The organism is Micromonospora sp. NPDC005298 (genome assembly GCF_040607375.1).
In the GTDB taxonomy this organism is placed as follows: Bacteria; Actinomycetota; Actinomycetes; order Mycobacteriales; family Micromonosporaceae; genus Micromonospora.
In genome coordinates this window covers 110,442-132,011 of record NZ_JBEXGP010000018.1, presented here as the reverse complement: position 1 = coordinate 132,011, position 21,570 = coordinate 110,442, and the positions used below count along the sequence as shown (strand labels likewise).

14 protein-coding genes and 1 pseudogene are annotated in these 21,570 nt (G+C 70.6%); 7 read left to right on the top strand and 8 right to left on the bottom strand.

What is annotated here, in order from left to right:
• Nucleotides 1-39 precede the first annotated feature (39 nt).
• From ABZS77_RS22640 to ABZS77_RS22615, 6 genes are all read left to right on the top strand, one after another.
• Nucleotides 40-7,392 carry an amino acid adenylation domain-containing protein gene (locus tag ABZS77_RS22640; protein WP_354826049.1) on the top strand — a complete coding sequence of 2,451 codons (7,353 nt, stop codon included), beginning with the start codon at nt 40-42 and terminating at the stop codon, nt 7,390-7,392.
• A complete protein-coding gene (locus ABZS77_RS22635) occupies nt 7,392-8,375 on the top strand; it encodes an ornithine carbamoyltransferase (protein WP_354826046.1) in 984 nt (327 codons plus the stop codon). Before ABZS77_RS22640 ends, ABZS77_RS22635 begins: the two co-directional genes overlap by 1 nt.
• Nucleotides 8,339-9,703 carry an MFS transporter gene (locus tag ABZS77_RS22630; RefSeq protein WP_354826044.1) on the top strand — a complete coding sequence of 455 codons (1,365 nt, stop codon included), beginning with the start codon at nt 8,339-8,341 and terminating at the stop codon, nt 9,701-9,703. The genes ABZS77_RS22635 and ABZS77_RS22630 overlap by 37 nt, the downstream gene beginning before the upstream one ends.
• Before the next feature lie 85 nt (nt 9,704-9,788).
• Nucleotides 9,789-10,724 carry a TauD/TfdA family dioxygenase gene (locus tag ABZS77_RS22625; RefSeq protein WP_354826041.1) on the top strand — a complete coding sequence of 312 codons (936 nt, stop codon included), beginning with the start codon at nt 9,789-9,791 and terminating at the stop codon, nt 10,722-10,724.
• A 34-nt stretch (nt 10,725-10,758) separates the two neighbouring features.
• Nucleotides 10,759-11,508 carry an alpha/beta fold hydrolase gene (locus ABZS77_RS22620; protein ID WP_354826057.1) on the top strand — a complete coding sequence of 250 codons (750 nt, stop codon included), beginning with the start codon at nt 10,759-10,761 and terminating at the stop codon, nt 11,506-11,508.
• A gap of 322 nt (nt 11,509-11,830) precedes the next feature.
• Nucleotides 11,831-12,241, top strand: a complete 411-nt coding sequence (locus ABZS77_RS22615) for a hypothetical protein (protein ID WP_354826038.1) — start codon at nt 11,831-11,833, stop codon at nt 12,239-12,241.
• A gap of 178 nt (nt 12,242-12,419) precedes the next feature.
• Here the strand turns inward: ABZS77_RS22615 and ABZS77_RS22610 are convergent, their stop codons facing one another.
• From ABZS77_RS22610 to ABZS77_RS22585, 6 genes and pseudogenes are all read right to left on the bottom strand, one after another.
• Entirely contained in the window at nt 12,420-13,172 is a 753-nt protein-coding gene (locus tag ABZS77_RS22610) for an alpha/beta hydrolase (protein WP_354826035.1), read from the bottom strand.
• Nucleotides 13,173-13,239: 67 nt separating this feature from the next.
• The gene (locus ABZS77_RS22605; protein WP_354826032.1) at nt 13,240-13,746 is read right to left on the bottom strand and encodes a DUF523 domain-containing protein; all 507 of its coding nucleotides are present in this window, start codon (nt 13,744-13,746) and stop codon (nt 13,240-13,242) included.
• Nucleotides 13,743-14,411 (bottom strand): HAD family hydrolase, encoded by a 669-nt coding sequence (locus ABZS77_RS22600; RefSeq protein ID WP_354826029.1) that lies wholly within the window; start codon nt 14,409-14,411, stop codon nt 13,743-13,745. The genes ABZS77_RS22605 and ABZS77_RS22600 overlap by 4 nt, the downstream gene beginning before the upstream one ends.
• A 1,110-nt stretch (nt 14,412-15,521) precedes the next feature.
• Nucleotides 15,522-16,688: pseudogene (locus ABZS77_RS22595) on the bottom strand (sigma-70 family RNA polymerase sigma factor); the annotation flags it as partial.
• A 53-nt stretch (nt 16,689-16,741) separates the two neighbouring features.
• Entirely contained in the window at nt 16,742-17,098 is a 357-nt protein-coding gene (locus ABZS77_RS22590; RefSeq protein WP_354826027.1) for a YciI family protein, read from the bottom strand.
• A gap of 137 nt (nt 17,099-17,235) precedes the next feature.
• Entirely contained in the window at nt 17,236-18,135 is a 900-nt protein-coding gene (locus ABZS77_RS22585; protein ID WP_354826025.1) for an alpha/beta hydrolase, read from the bottom strand.
• A 34-nt stretch (nt 18,136-18,169) separates the two neighbouring features.
• Between ABZS77_RS22585 and ABZS77_RS22580 the strand changes: the two genes are divergently transcribed.
• Entirely contained in the window at nt 18,170-18,667 is a 498-nt protein-coding gene (locus tag ABZS77_RS22580; protein WP_354826022.1) for a MarR family transcriptional regulator, read from the top strand.
• A 180-nt stretch (nt 18,668-18,847) separates the two neighbouring features.
• Here the strand turns inward: ABZS77_RS22580 and zwf are convergent, their stop codons facing one another.
• Complete coding sequence (zwf, locus tag ABZS77_RS22575) at nt 18,848-20,341, bottom strand: glucose-6-phosphate dehydrogenase (RefSeq protein WP_354826019.1); 1,494 nt, start codon at nt 20,339-20,341, stop codon at nt 18,848-18,850.
• Nucleotides 20,342-20,649: 308 nt separating this feature from the next.
• The gene (locus ABZS77_RS22570) at nt 20,650-21,570 is read right to left on the bottom strand and encodes an RNA polymerase subunit sigma-70 (RefSeq protein WP_354826016.1); all 921 of its coding nucleotides are present in this window, start codon (nt 21,568-21,570) and stop codon (nt 20,650-20,652) included.

Genomic DNA, 21,570 nt, shown 5'->3' with positions numbered 1-21,570 from the left:
GCAGCGAGTCTGGGTGAGGGCGTTGATGAGTGGGTTCCGGTGGCGCCGTTCGCGTTGCTGGGCGACGCCGACCGCGCTGCCCTGCCGGACGGCCTGACGGACGCCTACCCCGCCGCACAGACCCAGCTCGGCATGCTCGTCGAGCTGGCCACCAGCGGCGACCGGGCGGCCTACCACAGCGTCATCGCCCACCAGGTCCGCGACGGGCGACCGTTCTCGGCGGACGCGCTGCGGGCGGCCGTCGCGACGGTCGTCGCCCGGCACGAGATCCTGCGCACCTCGTTCGACCTGACCGGCTACTCGGTGCCCATGCAACTCGTGCACGCCGAGGTGACCCCGCAGGTGACGGTGGTGGACGGCCGGGACGTGCCTGCCGACGAGCAGGCGCGACTCTTCCAGGAGTTCGTGGCGGCCGAGCGGGCAACGCCCTTCGACCTGACTGTCGCGCCCCTGCTGCGCGTCGCCGCGCACCAGGGCAGCGACGAGAACTGGTGGCTGAGCTTCACCATCTGCCACGCGGTCACCGAGGGCTGGAGCACCGCGCAGCTGCTCGCCGAACTGCTGGCCGTCTACGCCGACCTCGCCGACGGGCGGAGCCCGACCGAGACCGACCAGCCGGCCGTGCGGTACGCCGACTTCATCGCCGCCGAACGTGCCGCGCTCGCCTCCGACGAGGACCGGGACTACTGGCGCGCGGTGGTCGACGGGAGCAGCCCGTTCGTCCTGCCCGCCGGCTGGGGTGATCCCGGCGACCCGACGGCCGTCTCGACCACCGTCGACATCGAGGACCTGGACGAGGCCGTCGCGCGGTTCGCCACCGATGCCGGCGTCTCGGTCAAGGCGGTGCTGCACGCGGCGCACCTGAAGGTGCTCAGTCAGCTCACCACCGAACAGCGCTTCCACGCCGGGCTGGTCTGCGACGCCCGACCCGAGGTGCTCGGGGCCGACCGGGTGCAGGGCATGTATCTCAACACCCTGCCGTTCGGGTACGAGCGCACCGCCCGGACGTGGCGTGACCTGGTGACCGCGGTCTTCGACCGGGAGGTCGACCTCTGGCCCCACCGGCGGTTCCCGCTGGCGCAGATCCAGCGGGGTGCTGGCCAGCGGCTGCTGCGGGTGCTCTTCAACTACCAGGACTTCTCCCGCGCCGGGCAGCGCGCGAGCACGAACGGCACCGAGCCGGTCGTCGTCGGCAGCGCCGGCGACGGCGCCACCGAGTTCGAGCTGTCGGTCTTCGCGCACCGGGGCAACTACCAGATCTCCAGCCGTACCGACGTGCTCTCCCGGGCCAACCTGGAGCGGCTGGCCGGCATGTACCGGGCGGTGCTGGCGGCGATGGTCGCCGACCCGGACGGCGACGCCCAGGCGGTCCACCTGCCCGGTGGTGAGCGGGAACGGCTGCTCGGCGTGGTCGACACCGGCGTCGAGGAGCCGGTGACCGGCACGGTGGTCGAGCTGTTCGAGGCCCGCGCGGCAGCCGCACCCGACACGGTAGCGGTGGTGGCCGGCCTGACCCGACTGACGTACGCGCAGGTCAACGCCCAGGCCAACCGGCTCGCCGGGCACCTGCGGACCGCTGGTGCGGGCAGGGGTGCGGTGGTCGGTGTCTGCCTGGACCGGGGCGCCGACCTGGTGCCCGCCCTGCTCGGCGTGCTCAAGGCGGGTGCCGCCTACCTGCCGCTGGACCCGACCCAGCCGGCCGAGCGCATCGCGTACCTGCTCGCCGACGCGGGCGCCCGCACGGTGGTCGCCACGGGTGCCCACGCCGACGCGCTTGCCGGCTACGACGGGCACCTGGTGCTGCTCGACCGCACCGACCTGACCGGCCACCCGGAGACCGACCCGACCCCGGTGAACGACGCCGACGACCCGCTGTACGTCATCTACACCTCCGGTTCGACCGGCCGCCCGAAGGGTGTCTGCGTCAGCCACGCCAACGTGCTGCGACTGCTCGACAGCGCGCAGGAGCACTACGCCACCGACGAGACCGACGTGGTCGCGCTGTTCCACTCGTACGCCTTCGACGTCTCCGTCTGGGAGTTGTGGGGCGCGCTGCTGCACGGCGGCCGCCTGGTGGTGGTGCCACCGGCGGTGGCCAGGGTGCCCGACGACCTGCTCGACCTGCTGGTCGAGCAGGAGGTGACCCTGTTGGCCCAGACCCCCACGGCCTTCCGCGGCCTGGTCCGGCTGGCCGCAGACGGTGACCAGCGGCTACGGCGGCTGGCGCTGCGCGCGGTGGTCCTGGCCGGCGAGCGGCTGGACTTCGCCGACCTCACCCCGTGGGTCGACCGGCTCGGGCTGGCCCGGATCGCCCTGGTCAACATGTACGGGATCACCGAGACCACCGTCTACTCCACCTATCACCGGATCACCCGCGCCGACCTCGCAGCCGGCGTGGGCAGCCGGATCGGGCGTCCGCTTGCCGGTCTGCGCATGTACGTGCTCGACCAGCAGGGGCACCCGACGCCGCTCGGTGTGCCCGGCGAGATCCACCTGGCCGGGCACGGGGTGGCCCGGGGCTACCTCAACCAGCCGGCGCTGACCGCCCAGCGGTTCCTGCCCGACCCGTACGGTCCCGCCGGCAACCGGATGTACCGCACCGGCGACCTGGGGATCCGCCTGCCCGACGGCAGTGTGGAGTTCCTCGGCCGGCTCGACGACCAGGTCAAGCTGCGCGGCTACCGGATCGAGTTGGGCGAGGTGGAGTCGGCGCTCGCCGCGCTGCCGGAGGTCGCCGAGGCGGCGGTCGTCCTGCGCGAGGACACCGCCGGCGATCCACGACTTGTCGGATACCTGGCCGGCGCGTCCGGGCAGCGGCCGAGCACCGGGGAGCTGCGCGCGGCCCTGGCCCGCACACTGCCGGACTACATGATCCCGGCGGCGTTCGTGACGCTCGACCAGTTGCCCCGCAACAACAGCGGCAAGCTCGACCGCCGCGCGCTTCCCGCCCCCCGGGACGGCGATCCCGGCGCCGGGCGGGCCACCGTGGGTCCGCGTACCGAGCTGGAGGAACGGGTCGCCGGGATCTGGGCGCAGGTGCTGGGTCTGCCGGCGGTCGGTGTCGAGGACGGCTTCTTCGAGCTGGGCGGCCACTCGATCAAGGCGCTGGTGCTGGCCAGCACGCTGCGGACGGCCGGCTTCGACGTCTCGGTCGCGGACGTGCTGGACCTCCAGACCGTCTCCCGGCTCTGCGCGGCGCTCGTCGACCGCACCGGACCGGTGCACGTCGACCGCCCGGTGGAGCCGTTCGAGCTGGTGTCCGCGCCGGACCGGGCGCTGCTGCCGGACGGACTCACCGACGCGTACCCGCTGTCCCAGGTGCAGCTCGGCATGCTGCTGGAGATGCTCGCCGACAACGGCTGGAACCACTACCACAACGTGACGTCCTTCCTCGTCGGCGAGGACGACCTGGACCTGCCGACGCTGCGCGAGGCCGTGGACCTCGTGGTCAACAGGCACGACGTGCTGCGCTCCTCGGTGGACCCGACCGGCTGTTCGGTGCCGATGCAACTGGTGCATCCCGCCGTGCGGGTGCCGGTCGTGCCGTACGACCTGCGCGGGCTGTCCGAGGACGACCGGCAGGCCGAGCTGCGGCGCCTGGTCGCCGTGGAGTACGCCTCGCCGTTCGACGTCGAACGGGCGCCGCTGCTGCGGTTCACCGCCTGCCGGGAGACCGACCGGAGTTGGCGGCTGGTGCTGACCATCTGCCACGTGGTCGTCGAGGGCTGGAGCCTGCACGCGCTTGTCGCGGAGATCCTCGACCGCTACCGAGCCACGCGCACCGGCGCCCAGGTCGAGCCGGAGCCGCTGCCGGAGGTACGGTTCGCCGACTTCATCGCCGCGGAACGCCGCGCCCTGGAATCCCCGGCGGACCAGCGGTACTGGCAGGACCGCATCGACCGGTGCGCGAAGTTCACCTTCCCCACCGGCTGGCGGCCCACGTCGCCGCCGCAGACGCGTACCGCCCACACCGCCCGGGTGCCGTTCCGCGACCTGGAACCGCAGCTTCGCGCCCTGGCCTCCGCCGCGCGGGTCTCGCTCAAGGCGGTGCTGCACGCCGCGCACCTGACGGTGCTCGGCCAGCTCACCGACGAACCCCGGTTCTACAGCGGCCTGGTCTGCCACACCCGGCCGGACATGCCGGGCAGCGAGCGGGTGTATGCCATGTCGCTGAACACCCTGCCCTTCCCGTACGAGCGCGACTGCGCCACCTGGACAGAGCTGGTCCGCCGGGTGCACGGCACGGAGGTCGAGATGTGGCCGCACCGGCGCTACCCCGCGCCGGCGATCCGGCCGACGGTGTCCGGCAGCCGCCTGCTCGACGTCTACTTCAGCTACCTCGACTTCGACGAGGTGGTCGGCGAGCATGTCGAGTCCGGCCCCCGGTACGCCGCCGCCAGCTCGGAGTTCGCCCTGGCCGTTTCGGCGGTCGCCGGGCACCTGGAGCTGAGCAGCGACAGCGACCACCTGGAGCGGCCCGAGGTCGAGCGGTTGGCGGCGATGTACCGGCTCGTGCTCGCCGCGATGGTGGCGGACCCGGACGGCGACGCCCGTGCGGTCCTGCTGCCCGAGGCGGAGCGGCACAACGTGCTGGTGGGCTGGGCCGAGTCGGCCGGCGAGGTCGTGCCGGAGCCCGGCCTGGTGCCCGACCTGGTACGGGCCCGGGCCGCCATCGCCGCAGACGCGGAGGCGGTCGGCGAGCTGAGCTACGCCGACCTCGACGCGGCGGCGAACCGGCTCGGCTGGCACCTGCGGGAGCGGGGCGTCGGGCCGGAGCGGGTGGTGGGGGTGCTGCTCGACCGGGGTACGGACCTCGTCACCACCCTGCTGGGCATCTGGCGGGCGGGCGGGGCGTACCTGCCGATCGACCCGTCGTACCCGGCCGCGCGGATCGCGTCCATGCTCACCCAGGCCGGTGCCACGGTCGTTGTCACCAGCGCCGCCTACGCCGACCGGTTCACCGGCGTCGACCGGGTGCTGCTGGACGTCGACGCGGAACAGGTGGCGGCCCACCCGGACGCGCAGCCGCCCGGCCGCACCGACCCGGACCAGCTCGCGTACGTGATCTTCACGTCGGGCTCGACGGGACGGCCCAACGGTGTCCAGGTCAGTCACCGCAGCCTGGCCGGTTACCTGAAGTGGGCGGTGGACGAGCTCGTCGCCGACCGGACGGGTGGCGCGGCGCTGTTCTCCTCTGTCGCCTTCGACATGGTGGTGACCACCATCTGGGCACCGCTGGTCGCCGGGCAGCGGCTGTGGCTGTTGCCGGCCGACGCCGGGCTCGACGAACTCGGCCCACGGCTCGCCGAGGCGGGACCCTTCAGCTTCATCAAGCTGACCCCCAGTCACCTGGACCTGCTCGCCGGGCAGGTGTCCAGCGAACAGGCGGCCGCACTGACTCCGATGCTGGTGCTCGGCGGCGAGGCGCTCACCGCACGGACCTGCGCGCGGTGGCGGGCACTCGCACCACGGACCGTGCTGCTCAACGAGTACGGACCGACCGAGGCGACAGTCGCCGTCAGCCGTTACCCCGTGACCGGCGCGCTCACCGGCCGGGTCGCGCCGATCGGCCGGCCGCTGGGCGCGATGCGTACCTATGTGCTGGACGCCCGGCTGGATCCGGTGCCGGTGGGCGCGGTCGGCGAGGTCTACCTGGGCGGGCCGCAACTGGCCCGGGGGTACGCCGGACGGCCCGCGTACACCGCCGGCAGGTTCGTGCCCGACCCGTACGGGCCCGCGGGCTGCCGGTTGTACCGCACCGGTGACCGTGGCCGGTGGTTGCCGGACGGGCAGCTCGACCTGCTCGGCCGGGTCGACGACCAGGTGAAGATCCGTGGGCACCGGGTCGAGCCGGGCGAGATCCGTGCGGTGCTCATCGAGCATCCCGCCGTACGGGACGCGGCGGTGGTGGCCCGCCCTGCGCCCGGCGGGGGCAACCAGCTGATCGCGTACCACGTGGGTGGTGGTGCCGACGACCTGGCCGCGCACTGCGGGCGGCGGCTGCCCGCCGCCCTGGTCCCGGCCGCCTTCGTGCCGGTGGACAGCATCGCGCTCAACCCCAACGGCAAGGCGGACCTGCGGGCCCTGCCGGCGGCGCCACTGCGGACGGAGGCAGAGACCGACCCGCCGCAGGGGCCGGCCGAGACCACCCTCGCCGGAATCTGGGCCGAGTTGCTGGATGTGCCGAGGATCGGTCGTCAGGACCGGTTCTTCGCCCTGGGCGGGCACTCGCTGCTCGTGGTGCCCATGGTCACCGCGGCCCGGCAGGCCGGCCTCCCGCTCACCCTGCGACAGGCGATGCTGGACCGGCCACTGGCCGACCTCGCCGCGGCGTTCACCCCGGCCGGTCCGGCACGGGCTGTGGCGCAGCCCCGGGTCGCGCCGCTGCCCGAGATCGCTCCGCTGCTCGCCGAGGCGCGGGTGCCCGGCGCGTCGCTGGCCGTGCTCATGGACGGCGAGTTGGCGCAGGTCCTCGCCGTGGGGCAAGCCACGTCGGGCGGGGACGCGCCGGTGACTCCGGAGACCATCTTCCAGGTGGGCTCGGTCAGCAAGCTGGTCTCCGCGGTGGGTGCGCTGGCGCTGGTCGACAGGGGGGCACTCCAACTCGACGCGGACGTCAACGCGTACCTCAAGGACTGGCAGTTGCCCGCCGACCGGCCGGTGAGCCTGCGGCAGCTGCTCAGCCACGTCGCCGGTCTGACGTCGACGGGCAGTACCGGACATCCGCGCGGTGGCCCGCTGCCGCCGCTGTCGGACCTGCTGGTCGGCCGTGGCGTGCCCACCGGCCCGGTGCGGGCGCTCGACGCGCCCGACCCGGTCGCGGTGGAGCGCAACAGCCACTTCGTGGTGGTCCAGCAGCTCATGCAGGACGTCACCGCGACGCCGTTCGCGGACCTGATGGCCGAGCTGGTCTTCGCGCCGCTGGGGATGACCGGCAGCAGCTTCGACCAGTGTTTCCCGGAGACATCCGGCCGGCCGGTGGCCGCCGGGCACGACGACAGGGGCGAGCCGCACCCGCACGGTTGGCAGGTGCGTGCGGACCTGGCGGCGGCCGGCCTCTGGAGTACCGCCACCGACCTGGCCATCCTGGTCAGGGAGATCCAGATCGGGTACGGGGGTGATCCGGCCCTGCTCAGCCAGGAGGCGGTGCGGGCGCAACTGACCACCGGGCCGGGCGGCGTCTTCGGGCTCGGCTGCATGGTGGACCCCATCGAGGGGGGCGCCGGAACGCGCGTGGAGTTCACCCACAGGGGCCACATCGCCGGCTACCGGGCGCTCGTCACCGGTCGGGTTCCGGACGGGTCCGGGCTGGTGCTCCTGACCAACGGCGAGGCCGGCGACGAGGTCATGTCGCTGCTGATGTCGACGACCGCACGGACGGAGGGCATGTGATGATGACCTTTCCGAGCGTCTCAGCGCCCGTCGCCGACCACGCCGTCCCGCAGGTACGGCACCTGGTGTCGATCCGGGACCTCACCGACGGGGACCTCTACTCGATCGTCGCCCGGGGCGCCGCGTTCGCCGCGCGGGGGTGCGGCAGCCCGCTCGCCGGGCAGGTGGCCGGCGTCTACTTCCTCAAGACCTCGACGCGTACCCGGACCGCCTTCACCAGCGCCGCGCTGCGGCTCGGCGCCGGCGTGATCCAGTACGGTCCGCAGGACCTGCAGACCAACACCGGGGAGACCAGCGCGGACACCGGCCGGGTGCTGTCCGGCATGCTCGACGTGCTGGTCGCCCGCACCGCCGGTGACCCGGCCGAGTTGCGGGCCTGGGCCGCCCAGGGTCGGATGTCGGTGCTCAACGCGATGAGCGCCGAGGAACACCCCACCCAGGCGCTGACGGACCTGACCACGTTGCTGCGGCAGTTCGGCCGGATCGAAGGGCTGCGGCTGCTCTACCTGGGAGAGGCCAACAACACGGCCACCGCGCTCGCCCTGGCGCTCACCCGGTTTCCGGGCGTGGAACTGGAACTGCGCACCCCGCCCGGCTACGGCCTGCCCGCCGAGATCCTGGCCGACGCCACCCGGCAGGCCGAGATCAGTGGGGCGAGCATCATCGAACGGTGCCACATGTCCGACCTGCCGGGCGATCTCGACGCCATCTACACCACCCGCTGGCAGACCACCGGCACGGTGAAGCCGGACCCGGACTGGCGACAGGTGTTCGCCCCGTTCCGGGTCGAACAGGCACTCTGGCGGCACAGCCCGAACGCGGTGTTCCTGCACGACCTGCCGGCGCATCGCGGCGAGGAGGTGACCGCGGAGGTGCTCGACGGGCCGGCGAGCATCGCGTTCGGTCAGGCGGAGAACAAGCTCTACAGCGCGATGGCGGTGCTTGAATGGTGCCGGTCGCGCGCGGGCGGGACGACGCGGTGACGGTCCTGGAGCCGCCGGGCAGACCCGCCCGCCGCGCGGCGAGACTCACCCGCAACCGGGACTTCCTGTTGCTCTGGACCGGCTCGGGGCTCTCCGCGCTCGGTGCCCGGGCCACCTCCATCGGCTACACCCTGCTGGTCTACTGGTCGACCGGTTCGGCCACCGCAGCCAGCCTCGTCACCTTCGCCGCGCTGCTGCCGAACCTCGTCGCCCAACTACCGGCCGGCGCGCTGGTCGACCGGTGGAACCGGCGTTCGACGATGCTGGTCTGCACCATCGGCCGCGTTCTCGGCGCCGGCAGCGTGGCCGCGGCGGTGCTGCTCGACGCGGTGCGGTTGCCGCACCTGATGATGGTCGCGTTCCTGGAGGCCACCCTCGGCATCTGCTACGCGTTGGCGGAGCGGGCCGCGGTGTGTGCCGTGGTGCCCCGCGACCACCTGGGCGCGGCGATGGCGGCCAACGAGTCGCGGGCCAATGCCGCAAGCATCCTCGGTCAGCCGACCGGCACCGTGCTCTACGCCGTGGCCCGGTTCGCACCGTTCCTGTTCGCCACCGGGGTGCACCTGCTGTCGCTGGTGACCCTGCTGTTCGTCCGACGGGACCTGCGGGCGCCCCGGCCGGACGGCGCGGCAGGCGGGCTGATCGCCCAGATCAGGGAAGGAGTCGTCTTCATCTGGGGCAAGCTCTACCTGCGTCGGGCGCTGTGTCTCTTCGCGGCCAGCAACATCCTCTTCCAGGTTCTCGGCCTCGGTCTGGTGGTGCTGGTCAAGGACCGGGACGGCACGCCCGCGACTGTCGGTCTGCTCCTGGCGGTCAACAGCGTCTTCGGTATGGCGGGCGCGATGACCAGCAACGCCTACCTGCACCGGTGGGGCATCCGCCGGATGATGATCGGCATCCACGTGGTGTGGGCGGTGCTGATGCCGCTCCTGGTCGTGGCACCCGGGCTGGTGGCGGTCAGTGTCATCCTGGCGTTGATCAACTACGGCGCCGGGATCGGCAACGTGGCCGGAATGCTGTACCTGCTCAGGACGACTCCCGACGAACTGCGTGGCCGGGCCGGCTCGATCTTCACGCTGCTCTCCTCGGGTGCCAACTCGATCGGCGCGCTGTTCGCGGGTTTCCTGCTGGACGCTGTGCGCATCGAGGTGGCGTTGGCCGTCGTGGGCGCGACGATGGTGGTGATCGCGGTGTTCGCGGTGCTGGCTTTCGGCACCCGTGCCGCCGCCGAGGCGGAACGGGCCGAGGTGGCTGCCGAGCGGGCCGACGCCGAGCGGGCCGACGCCGAGCTGGCGGCGACGGCAGCCGGTCGCGACCCGCACGGTTGAGCCCCGCGACGATATCGAGGAAATATGGCCGCCCACGTCAGGCTGCCCGGCACAGGACAGACCCTGGCGTGGAGGAGACCGACCGATGAGCGAGCACGGCACGTGGCAGCCGCACGAGATCACACCCAGCAGCGCCGGATGCGCAGCCACCGTTGACGGGCTGATCGGCCATCTGCGGGAGCTGGACCTGACCGCATTACTCACCACCGAGAAGGCGCTGGTGTTCCGGGGCTTCGGCGTGGAGCCGGGCGCGCTGGACCCGGTGATGGACATGGTGCTGCCCAACCGGCTCGCCTACGTGCATGGCAACTCGCCACGCACCAAGGTCGGCCGCAACGTCTACACCTCGACCGAGTACCCGGCGCCGTACACCATCTCCATGCACAACGAACTGTCGTACGCCGCGCACTGGCCGGCCCGCCTGCTGTTCTACTGCCAGCTCGCCGCGCCGACCGGTGGTGCCACCCCGGTGGTCGACGCCCATCACTGGCTGGAGTCCCTCGACCCGGAGGTCCGCGCCGCCTTCGCGGGCGGGGTGTGCTACCAGCAGAACCTGCACGACGGCCTGGGGCTGGGTAAGAGCTGGCAGCAGACCTTCGAGACCGAGGACCGGACGGAGGTCGAGGCGTTCCTCGACGGCACCGGGGCGACCTGGAAGTGGACCGCGGAAGGGCTGCGGGTGAGCCAGGTCCGCCCGGCCACCACCCGACACCCCGTAACGGGTGTGGAGGTGTGGTTCAACCAGAGCGACCAGTGGCACCCGGCCGCTCTGGACGACGAGGTCGCTCGGGTGATGACCCAGGTGATGACGCCTGACGAACTGCCCCAGTCGGTCACCTTCGCCGACGGCAGTCCGATCCCCGACGAGTACGTGTTCCAGATCCGCGACCGAGGGCTGGACGCGGCGATCGACGTGGACTGGCACGTCGGTGACCTGCTGCTGATCGACAACGTGCTGGTGGCGCACGGTCGGCGGCCCTACACCGGCAGTCGCCGCATCCTCGTGGCGATGTCGGACTGACGAGGCGTCGGCCGGAGGGAGGGGAGACGTGGAGATGACAGGGGTCGACGTGCGTGGCCGGTGGCTGCGGGCCTTCCGCCGAGCTGAACGGTCCGACCTGCGGCTGGTCTGCTTCCCGCACGCCGGTGGGAACGCCAACGTGTTCCAACCCTGGGCGGGCCTGCTCGACGGCGCCACCGATCTGCTGGCGGTCTGCTACCCGGGTCGGCAGGACCGGCTGCTGGAGCCCTGCGTCGATCAGATGGACGTGCTCGCCGAGCGGATCAGTGACGTGCTCGTGCCGTACCTGGACCGGCCGATCGCGTTCTTCGGCCACAGCCTGGGCGCGTCGGTGGCGTACGAGGTCACCCTGGTCCTGGAGTCCCGCTACGGGTTCACGCCGAGCGTGCTCTTCGTCTCGGGACACGGCGCGCCGCACATCTGCGAGATCGAACTCGATCCGGACCTGGCCGACGACGAATATCTGCTCGGCCGGATCGGCGCCCTGGGCGAGGTCGATCCGGTGCTGCTGCGGTCACCGAAGCTCCGCGAGCTGATCATGCCCTCGCTCCGGGGGGACCTGCGGATGCTCTACCGCCACCTGCCGCGGGAACCGGCGACGGTCAGAGCCCCGATCGTCGCCTACCTGGGCACCGAGGACCCGACCTGCACCACGTCGACGGTGCGGGCCTGGGGGGAGTTGACCACCGGCGGCTTCGAGCTGGCGACGTTCCCCGGTGACCATTTCTATCTCGTGCCGGAACAGGAGCAGGTGGTCGCCGCGGTGACCGCCCGCCTGAGCTGACGAACCTGCGGCGAGGTTGAAGCGGCCCTGGTCGAGTAGGCGTGCCAACAACAGGCTGTTGAAGGTGGGTCAGCGTGAGCCATGGCCACCGGATCGACGGTTTTGGGTTCGGGTTGGCGCTTCCCCGAAGCTGTACCGAATTCATATGATCGAGAGCGGGACCAGCGTCTTGGCGTCCACCCGCTACCGGCCCTCGTATCGGTGGACGGTCGCGTCGAATGTTGTGCCTAACCTCGGCACGCTGCACGCCGCTGGTTGGCGATGTCCTCGGTCGCGTCGATCTCTGTGGTGGATGTCGTCAACTGGCAGAGGATGGTCAGCTATGCGTTTCTGCGTCGATTGCCGGGCGGACCAGCGCACCGTTGTTCGTATCGGCAGTTGGGGCGTACCGCACGGTGTGTCCGGGCACCAGGTCAACTATCGCTGGACAAGCCTCTTCGTCTGTCCTCAGTGTGGAGCTGGCCTTCTCGTGCACTTCGATCATGATTGTTTCCACCTGCCCTGGGAGGAGCCGTGGGACATGACCTGGTCGTGGCCGGTCGCCTCCGCCGGGGTTCAACAGTTGAACGCCGTTCTCGCCCAGTGTCCGGATCCGCTGCAGCCGTCGTGCGAGTGCCCTGTGCACCGGTCGCTGCGGGACAGCATCGAAAGTGCACCGTCGAGTGATGTGGCGCTGACGGTTGCGCTGACCGAGAAAGGTCTGCCACGGATTCGGTCGGCACGCATGTCGTGAGGCGGGCGTGACGCGGCGGCAAGGCTCATGTGCCCAATCCACGGTGCTCACGGCGGAAATGGCTCTGAGGCCACCGTGTGGTAGCAAGAGCGGGGAAGCCCGACTACGGCTCCAGTCTGGACAGGTGGGCGACGGAAGCGTCGCTCTGTACGCCGAAACTGGTCGCAGTCGAGAGTTGCTAGCGTAACCATTTCACGGCGGCCCGGGGAGACTCACTCCCCGGAGGCGGAGAACCGAAATCGGCGCAGGCGTCCGTGACGGTTCTGGTCCACACCTCAGGGTGGGTGAACCAGAAGTCATGCGGCACGCCTGGGATGGTGGAGAGCCTTCCGCGTGGAACCAGCGTGGCGAGCTGGGCCAGGGGCCACGACGGGCGGATGTCATCGCCGGCTGCGATGAAATGCATCGGCACGACGCAGGCGGCCAGTCCGCGCCATAGATCGGGTTGATGGATCCATGCGGTGAACGAGTCGCTGAGGGCTGCGTGCACTTCGGGCACCCAGTCGATGTCGACAACGGGCTCCGCCGCCTTGCCGGCTTCGTACGCCTCGGACCAGGTGCGGTCACGCTGGGGACCTCTGCCAGCGATGCCGATCAGGGCGGTCACCACCTGCGGATGTTCGACCGCGTAGCGCACACCCAGATCGCATCCCCACGAATGGCCTACCACGATCCAGGTGTCGACACCGGCCGCCTTACGGATGCCTTCAAGGTCGGCAACTGCTTCTTCCATGGTGTGTGGTCCGCCGCCCGAGCGGCCAACGCCGCGCGGTTCGGGGTACCAGACGCGGTGGCCCGATGGCGAGATCTCATCCCGTTGCAGATACTGCACACAACCCGGGCCGCCGGTCAGGACAACGACGTCAGGTCCGCGGCCCGTCACGCCAACGTGCAATGCAGATCCTCCGATGTGGAACATCCGCGAATCCATGTCCAGGGACGCTACCAACATCTCAGGTCGTCAATCCAAAAGCCGGCCGAGCAGGGCAGAGCGGGCGTCAGCCGTTGCCGTGCTGCCGTTCCTGCTCCGCCAGAGCAGCCGCTGCCTTGTCCAAGTGGTGGTGAGAAAACACAGGGATGCCTCGGCGGCGCAACGCCTCAGCCGCGACGCCACGTCCAGCGACGGTGACGCCGGTGAAGGTTCCGTCGTGAACGTAGGTGCTACCGCAGGTAGGGCTGCCCTCGACCAGGATGGCGAGCCCGACGCCGGCCTGGAGTGCCTTGTCGACCGCCCGCTGCGCCGCCGCCTGGAACAGTTCGGTGACGTCACGACCCGACGCTTCGTGTACTTGGGCGCGGCCGTCGAGGACGTCGGCCGCGCTGCCGCCGACGATCTCGGCTGGCGGGCGCGGCACCGGGAATCCGACGGCTAGTTCTGGACACAGCGACACGAGGCGCCCCTCAGACGCCCACCGCTGCCAGATCGGAGAGGCGACCGGCACGCCGGTCTCGTTGAACCGGATCGGTGCGCCGCCCAGACAGCCGCTGACCAGGATTTTCATCATGGCAACACCTGGGGCAGCAGCGCCGTCAGCGTCGCCGCGGTGTAGGTTGCCGTGAGCCCCGGCGGCAGGCCGTCCCCAGCACGGTCGAGGAATGCCGTGTCGATACCCAGAGCGGTGGCTCCGGCAACATCGGACGATGCGGAGTTACCGATGTGGATCACGTCGCCTGGGCCCAGGCCGAGGCGGGCCAGCGCGAGCTGGAACGGTTCAGGGCGGGGCTTGTACGCACGGGCTTCTTCGCTTGTCACCGCGGCGGCGACGGTGAGGCCGTGCCACCGCAGCACCGCCGTCAGGTCGTCCTGGTCGACGTCGGAGACCAGGCACACCGGCACCTTCACGGCATCGAGGAACGGGCGGCTGTCGTCGAACAATGGTGGATGACGCCAGGAGTGCAGCTGCTTCCGGCAGATCGGCTCAAGCTCCACCGATGCCCCGAAGTTCGCCACAGCCTCGGCGAGGCTGCCGAGCGTCAGGTCTGCGAGCGTACGAAAACCCGCCCCATACGCCATCTCGGCGCTGGCCTCCAGCAGCCGGGACCACTCCGCCGCGACAGCAGACGGCTCGACTGCGATCAGATCCGCTACCTGCACGCAGACGTCATGGACCGAGCCTTCATCATCGTGTACGAGCGTGCCATACACGTCCAGCAGGATCGCCTGATACACAGTGGGACGCTACCCGACTGAATCTGACCCCGGTCGATCGCCAGGAACCCCTCGTGCCGACGCCGCCATCACAGACCGGCACGGCTGGCACCTTGTGCCGCGTCTCGGCAGGGCAACGTCGCTTGATCATCCGGAAAGCGGAAGTGGTGGTCATCAGGGACTCCTTCAGCCGCCGCTCAGCTATCTGACCTGGTGGCGGATGACCACCGGAGAGCCGCGTAACAGCACCGACGGCTCCCGCTCAGGGGACGTCGGCTCGCGGGCCCGACGAGCGGCATTCCGGAAGACGACGGATACTCGCCTGATGACTGGACCGGATCTCGACCCCGATCAGTATCCCCCCATCGACCCGCGTGAACCGGTGCCCGACGACGCGAGCGTCCTTCTGCCTGGTGCGCCGGACGAACTGCCCGAAGCCCCGGCCGAACCGAGTCCGGACGACGGTGGCAACGCTGGCGGCGTGCGCGAGCCGGCATAGATCCGTCCGCGCCTGGATCGACCGTGCCCACAGCGTCGGGTACCCGGAACTCCCCGGCTTCGCCGGCGGCCTGATCAGCGACATCGTCGTCGGCGGCTGGCGCCCCGGGCCTCTCAGTGGATGCCGGGGGTGTGGCGTTCCCCGGCGCAGAGCGCATCAAGTCGTTGCAGCGTCTCGGTCATGCTGGTGAGCCAGATGCGGCCGCCGTCCATCGACTCCCGCCGGTCCTGCGGCACGGTGGAACAGTCATAGATCTCGGTCACGACGGTCGCGTCCGGCCCGTCGGGGGTCAGCTCGTAGGTCCAACAGTGCCCCCAACGCCCGGGCGTCGTGCTGCCGGGTGCGGTGTCCGGGTGGCCCCGGCCAGGTTCGGGCCTCCAGCCGATGCGGCGGTCCACCTCGTACTCGATGACGTGGTTGTCCATCTCGTAGTCGCCGTACGGCGGGTAGTGCATTCTCATCACGAACACGTCGCCGACGGCCGAGACGACCTGGTCCGAGACGGCGCCCCGCAGCATTCCGGAGCCGTCGATGTCGTTGTGTCGCCGTGGATCCGCGAGGATCCGGAAGATGTCGGCCGCCGGCGCGGCGATCCGCCGCGACACTGACACGGGCCCGCCATCGGACGCTGCGCGCTGCACCTCGGCGAGCCGTTCGGCGAGGAAGGCGCGTTCGACGCCGTTGTCGGTGAGGGTCATCGCCTCGTGGTACGCGTCGGCCGCCTCTGCCCACCGGTGGAGTTGCCGCAGGAAGTCGGCGCGGGTGGCGCTGAGGTAGCCGTAGGTGGCCAGCACCGGCTCGGCGAGCAGCGGTGTCAGCGCGTCCAGGCCGGCCTGCGGACCGTCGCGCATCCCCACCGCCACGGCTCGGTTGAGTTCGACCACCGGGGACGGCCAGAGGTTGAGCAGGACGTCGTACAGTCCGACGATCTCCACCCAGTCGGTTTCCTGCCAGGTTGGCGCCTCGGTGTGCACGGCGGCGATCGCGGCCTCGACGGCGTACCGCGTCGGCGGCTGGCGGTGCAGCGCACCGGTCAGCAGCGCGACGCCCTCGCGGATCAGTTGGGTGTCCCAGCGCCCGCGGTCCTGCTCGGAGAGCAGTTGGAGCCGCCCGGTGGCGGACAGGCGGCTGTCGGCGCGCGAGTGGACGAGCAGCAGCAGCGCCAGCAGGGCGCTGATCTCGGCGTCGTTCGGCATGAGCAGGTGCAGCATCCGGGCGAGGCCGATGGCGCTGTCCACGAGGTCCCGCCGGACGAGCTGCGCGCCGGTCGGCGCCGTGTGGCCGGTCGTGAAGATCAGATGAATGACCTCCAGGACGGCGTTGACGCGTGCGGCGAGGTGGTCGGGTGACGGCACGCGGTACGGGATGCGGGCGTTGGTGATCTTCTTCTTGGCCCGGGTGATCCGCGCGGCCATGGTGGGCTCCGGCACCAGGAACGCGCGGGCCACCTCGGCCGTGGACAGGCCGCACACGAGCCGCAGCGTCAGCGCGACCTGGGCGTCGCGGGACAGGGCCGGGTGACAGCAGGTGAACACGAGCCGCAGGCGGTCGTCGTCGAGACCGTCCTCGGGCCCGGCCACCACCTGATCGGGTACGAGCAGCGGTAGGGCTCGACGCATCGCCGACTCCCGCCGCAGCACATCCCGTGCCCGGTTGCGAGCGGCTGTCGTGAGCCACGCGCCGGGACGATCGGGGACGCCGATCTGCGGCCAGGTCCGCAGCGCCTGGGCGTAGGCGTCCTGGGTGCACTCCTCCGCGAGGTCGAGATCGCGGGTCAGGCGTGCCGTCGCCGCCAACACGTGCGCCCAGTCGCGGCGGTGCGCCCGCGCGACCACGGCGACGACCTCGGCGCTCATCCGTGCTCGACAACCGGACGGATCTCCACCCCGCTGTGCCCTGCGGAGACCTCGTAGAGCTGCGAAGCCAGCTCGATCACCTCGTCGAGGTCGGCTGCTTCGATCAGGTAGTAGCCGCCCACCGCCTCCTTTGTCTCCAGGAACGGGCCGTCGGTGATGGCCAGTCGACCGGCCGGGTCCGTACGCAGGGTGGTCGCGATGGTCGCCGGCTCGAGTTGCCGGCCGTCGAGGATGGCCGGACCGGCCTCGGCGGTGAAGGCGCGGTGGGCCTCGTCGCGCTTCTGCAACTCCGGCGGTGACATCGCGGCCCACTGCCGCTCGTCGCCGTGGATGAGGATCAGATACTTCGCCATGTCCCGTGTCCCGTCGTCTGGAGCCCGGTCGGACCCACCTACCTTTCCGACGAGTCAGCCTGGTCGTCTATCGACAGCCGAGCAAACATTCTTGGTACGGAAGACGTAGGTCCATAGGAGTGTGCTTCTGGCAGCGCTCAGGGGGTTTGTAGTCGCTGCGTGATGAACAGGGCGGCGCGGTCCAGGGCGTGGTCGGCTTCGTCGAGCTGGCCGATGAAGGACTGGAAGACGTGCGGAACGCCCGCGGTGATGTCGAGGATGACGTCGACTTCGGCGTCGCGGGCGCGTTTCGCGAGCCGGACCGAGTCGTCGAGCAGCAGTTCGTTCGTGCCGACCTGCAGCAGGATCGGCGGGAAACCGGTCAGGTCGGCGAGCACGGCGGGCGCGGCGAGCTCCTGGTTGGGGTCCTGGTCGCGGAGGTAGAGCCCTGCCGTGTGGGCCATGCCCTGCCTGGTGAAGAACGGGTCGACACCCTCTTTGGTGTCCATCGACTCGCCCGTGCGGGTGAGGTCCAGGCCGGGCGAGAACGCGACCAGCGCGCCCGGCAGAGGCAGCCCGGCGTCTCGGGCGGCGAGGGTGGTGGTCACCGTGAGGCCACCACCGGCGGAATCGCCCGCGAACGCGATCGACTCGGCGGCGATGCCACTGTCGAGCAGGGCTCGATAGGCCGCGAGGCAGTCCTCGATCGCGGCCGGGAACGGGTTCTCCGGGGCCAGCCGGTAGTCGAGGGAGAAGGCCCGCACTCCTGTGCGGGTGACCAGACTCGCGGTCAGACCCATCGCGGTCTGTGGAGATCCGAGCGCGAACGAGCCGCCGTGGAAGTACAGGATCGTGCCCGGGCGGGGTTCGCCCTCCGGTTCGACAAGCACCGCCGGACGGCCGCCCAGGCTCAGGTTCGAGGTCCGCGCCTGAGGAACCGGGAACAGTGCCATGAACGCGGCGAAGTTTTCCCGCATCGTCTCGATCGGCTCCGGCACGAAGTCCTTCGGCCCGACGCCCAGCCTGGCGCTGATTGCCGCTCGCTGTGCCCTGCTCATGTCTGTGCCTCCCACTCGGCGTAAAATAGATGCCGTGGAAGCTAATATACCTGCCACGGCATCTTCTTCCGCTGCCGAGTCCGTCACACTCGACCAGGTCTTCAGTGATCTGGTCCGCTGTGAGACCCGGCTCTACAACGCCTTGAACGAGACGTTGCGTCGGAAACACGGCATCGTGGCTTCGCAGTTCGAGTTTCTTCGCTACCTCCGTGACCATCCTGGTTCGCGGGTCGCCGATCTCGCCGAATTTTTCGCGATCGGGGTCGGAGCGACGAGCAAGGGTGTGGGACGGCTCGAGGCCCGAGCCTGGGTGCGGCGGGTGCCGAACCCCGCCGACGGCCGGTCACTCCTCTTGGAGTTGACCCCACAGGGCGCGGAGGTCGTTGATGACGCCGAAGACACCTTTCAGGAACACCTGGCCACGCACATCGGCCTGTCGATCGCCCCGGCCCAGATCGCGGAACTCGGTCGAACGCTGACACGGCTACGCGCCACCATGGAGCGCGGCGGTGTCGGCACGCCAGTCGGCTGAAGACCACGCCAAGGCACTGCCGGGTAGGCCGCCGTCACGACGGACGCGACCAGAGGGGTCCGGAGCGAACTGTGCCGCGCCGACACGGACTTCCGGCGCCTCGACCGCTCACGACGCATCGCCGGCCGCTGGTCCCGCTTCAAGGGCGGCCAGGAAGTCCAGCAACTGACGCCGGGTGGGTCATGCGGCGTTACGCCACCTGCGGCCGTGCCGGCCGATGAGCCGGTCGGCGTCGGTCGGGCCCCAGGAGGCGGCCTCGTAGGTGGGGATCGGCGAGTTGTCCTTCTCCCAGTTGTCGATGATCGGGTCGACGATCCGCCAGCACTGCTGCACCTCGTCGCTGCGGATGAACAGCGATGCGTCACCGACCAGCGCGTCCAGCAACAGACGCTCGTACGCCTCCGGGGACTCCTCGGCGAACGTCTGGTCGTAGGAGAATTCCATGGTGGCGGTGCGGACCCGGAAGGAGTGGCCCGGCACTTTGGCACCGAAGCGCAGCGAGATGCCTTCGTTCGGCTGGATCCGCAGGATCAGCGCGTCAGCGTCGAGGCCGGTGAGCTGGTCGGTCGGGATCGGCAGGTGCGGCGGCCGCTGGAACTGCAGTGCCACCTCGGTGAGCCGGGCCGGGAGGCGCTTGCCGGTGCGTACGTAGAACGGCACCCCGGCCCAGCGCCAGTTGTCCACATTGAGCCGCATGGCGGCGTAGGTCTCGGTCCGCGACAGCGGGTCGACGCCGGCCTCCTCCCGGTAGCCGGCCATCAGGTCCTCGCGGGTGCCGCCCCGCGTGTACTGCCCCCGGACCGCCGCCTCGGCGATGTCCCGGTCGGTAGGGAGCCGGATCGCCTGCAGCAGCTTCACCTTCTCGTTGCGCAGACCCTCAGCCTCGAACGAGGCCGGTGGCTCCATCAGTGCCAACGCGAGGACCTGGAGCACGTGGTTCTGCACGATGTCCCGCATCGCGCCAGCGTCCTCGTAGAAGCCGCCGCGGCTGCCGACGCCGAGGGTCTCGGCGACGGTGATCTGCACGTGGTCGACCCACGAGCGATCCCAGATGGGCTGGAAGATCGAGTTCGCGAAGCGTAACGCCAGCACGTTCTGGACGGTGTCCTTGCCCAGATAGTGATCGATGCGAAAGACCTGGTGCTCGTCGAACGCGCTGTGCACGACCCCGTCCAGCTCGCGGGCCGTGACCAGGTCGCGCCCGTACGGTTTCTCGATGACCAGGCGGGAGAAGGAGCCTTCGCGTGGCTGGTTGAGCCCGACACCGGCGAGTCCGTTGATCACCGGTTCGAAGGCCCCTGCCGGGGTGGACAGGTAGAAGAGCCGGTTGCCGGACGTGCCCCGCTGTGCGTCCAGCTCGTCGAGCGCCTCCACGAGCCGCTTGTAGGTCTCCGGGTCGTCGTAGCCGCCGGCCACGTAGCGCACGCCGCCCTGGAGTTGGCGCCTGCTGGCGAGGGTGCGTTCGCCGAGGACGCTCTCGGCGAACTGCGCGTCGGTCATCGACGTGCGCGCGACGCCGACCAGCGCGAACTGGTCCGGGAGCCGCTCGTGCCGAGCCAGGCTCTCGACTGCGGGCAGCAACTTACGTCGGGTCAGGTCACCGGAGGCACCGAAGATCACCAGCGTGGCCGGCGGGGCACTCCGCTCCTGGATGAGCTGAGATGCGTGGTCCATCGTCTGCGTTCCTCCGGGCACAAGGGGTGTGGGTTGAGGGCTGCTGTCGCGCCAGGAATTGCGCGGGGGTTGAGCCTCGCACGCCGGGCTCACGGGTAGGCGACTCGGTGCGGTCCGCCGGCGTACGAGGTGGTGATACGAATGATCGTGGTCAGGCAACCCGTGAAGGTCAATGGGCTCGCCGACGGCGACGCCGGGATCGCCAGGCTGCGGCTGCGGTGTGTGACGGACCAATCGTCCGCGCCGCACCTGCCAGACCCGCCTGCCTTCGAGCACGATCCCGATGGGATCCAGCCCCACTGCCGCTATCAGGGCTCGAGCGTGGCGGGCATGCCGAAGGCGGCGACGTGACGGGCACCGATGAAGGCGTTGCTCTCTACGATCTTCCCGGTCTCGATCCGAAGTACGTCGACGACCAACGCCTCGTAGTGCGGGCTGCCGGGCCGGCGGAGATAGTTGATCAGTGCCGGGCGCCCGTTGGCCGAGGTGGGGAACGTACGCCAGTCGAGCGGTCGGCCGAGGAACTCCGCGACCGCGTCGATCCCGACGACCGGCGGCTCTGGCGGCATCGTGATCCGTACGTCCTCGGCGAGCAGCGTCCGGATCGTCTCCGGGTCCTTCGCGTCGGCGTAGCGGCGCAGGATCTCTTCGTCCGCACTGGTGAGCTGCGGGCGGCGCCAGTCCTTCGGGTCCGACGGAACGCGTCGCCGGAGGGTGTGGCGGGCCCGCTGGAGGAGGCTGTTGACGGCCGCTACGGCGGTGTCGAACGCGGCGGCGATCTCCTGCGGCGTCCAGCCGTGGACGTCGCGCAGCACGAAGGCCGCCCGCTGCCGCGGCGGCAGGTACATGAGCGCTGCGATCACGGCCAGCTCGACTGTCTCCCGGGCGGCGAGACCGGTCTGCGGATCGTCGGCCAGCAGGGCGTCGGGATAGGGACCGAGCTCGGTGGACCACTCCAGCGGGTCACCGTACGGTACGGTCCGGTGACCGGCCGCCTTGCGGCTGTCGAGGAAGATGTTCGTGGCGATCCGGTAGAACCAGGTGCGCGCCGACGCCCGACCCTCGAAGCGGTCGCGAGCCCGCCAGGCACGTAGGAACGTCTCCTGCACCAGGTCGTCCGCGTCGGTGACGTTCCCGGCGAGGCGGTAGCAGTGGACGTGCAGCTCACGCCGGTGCTCGTCGAAGGCGCGCCGCAGCCAGACCGCCTGTTCATCTGGTGGGTCGGACAT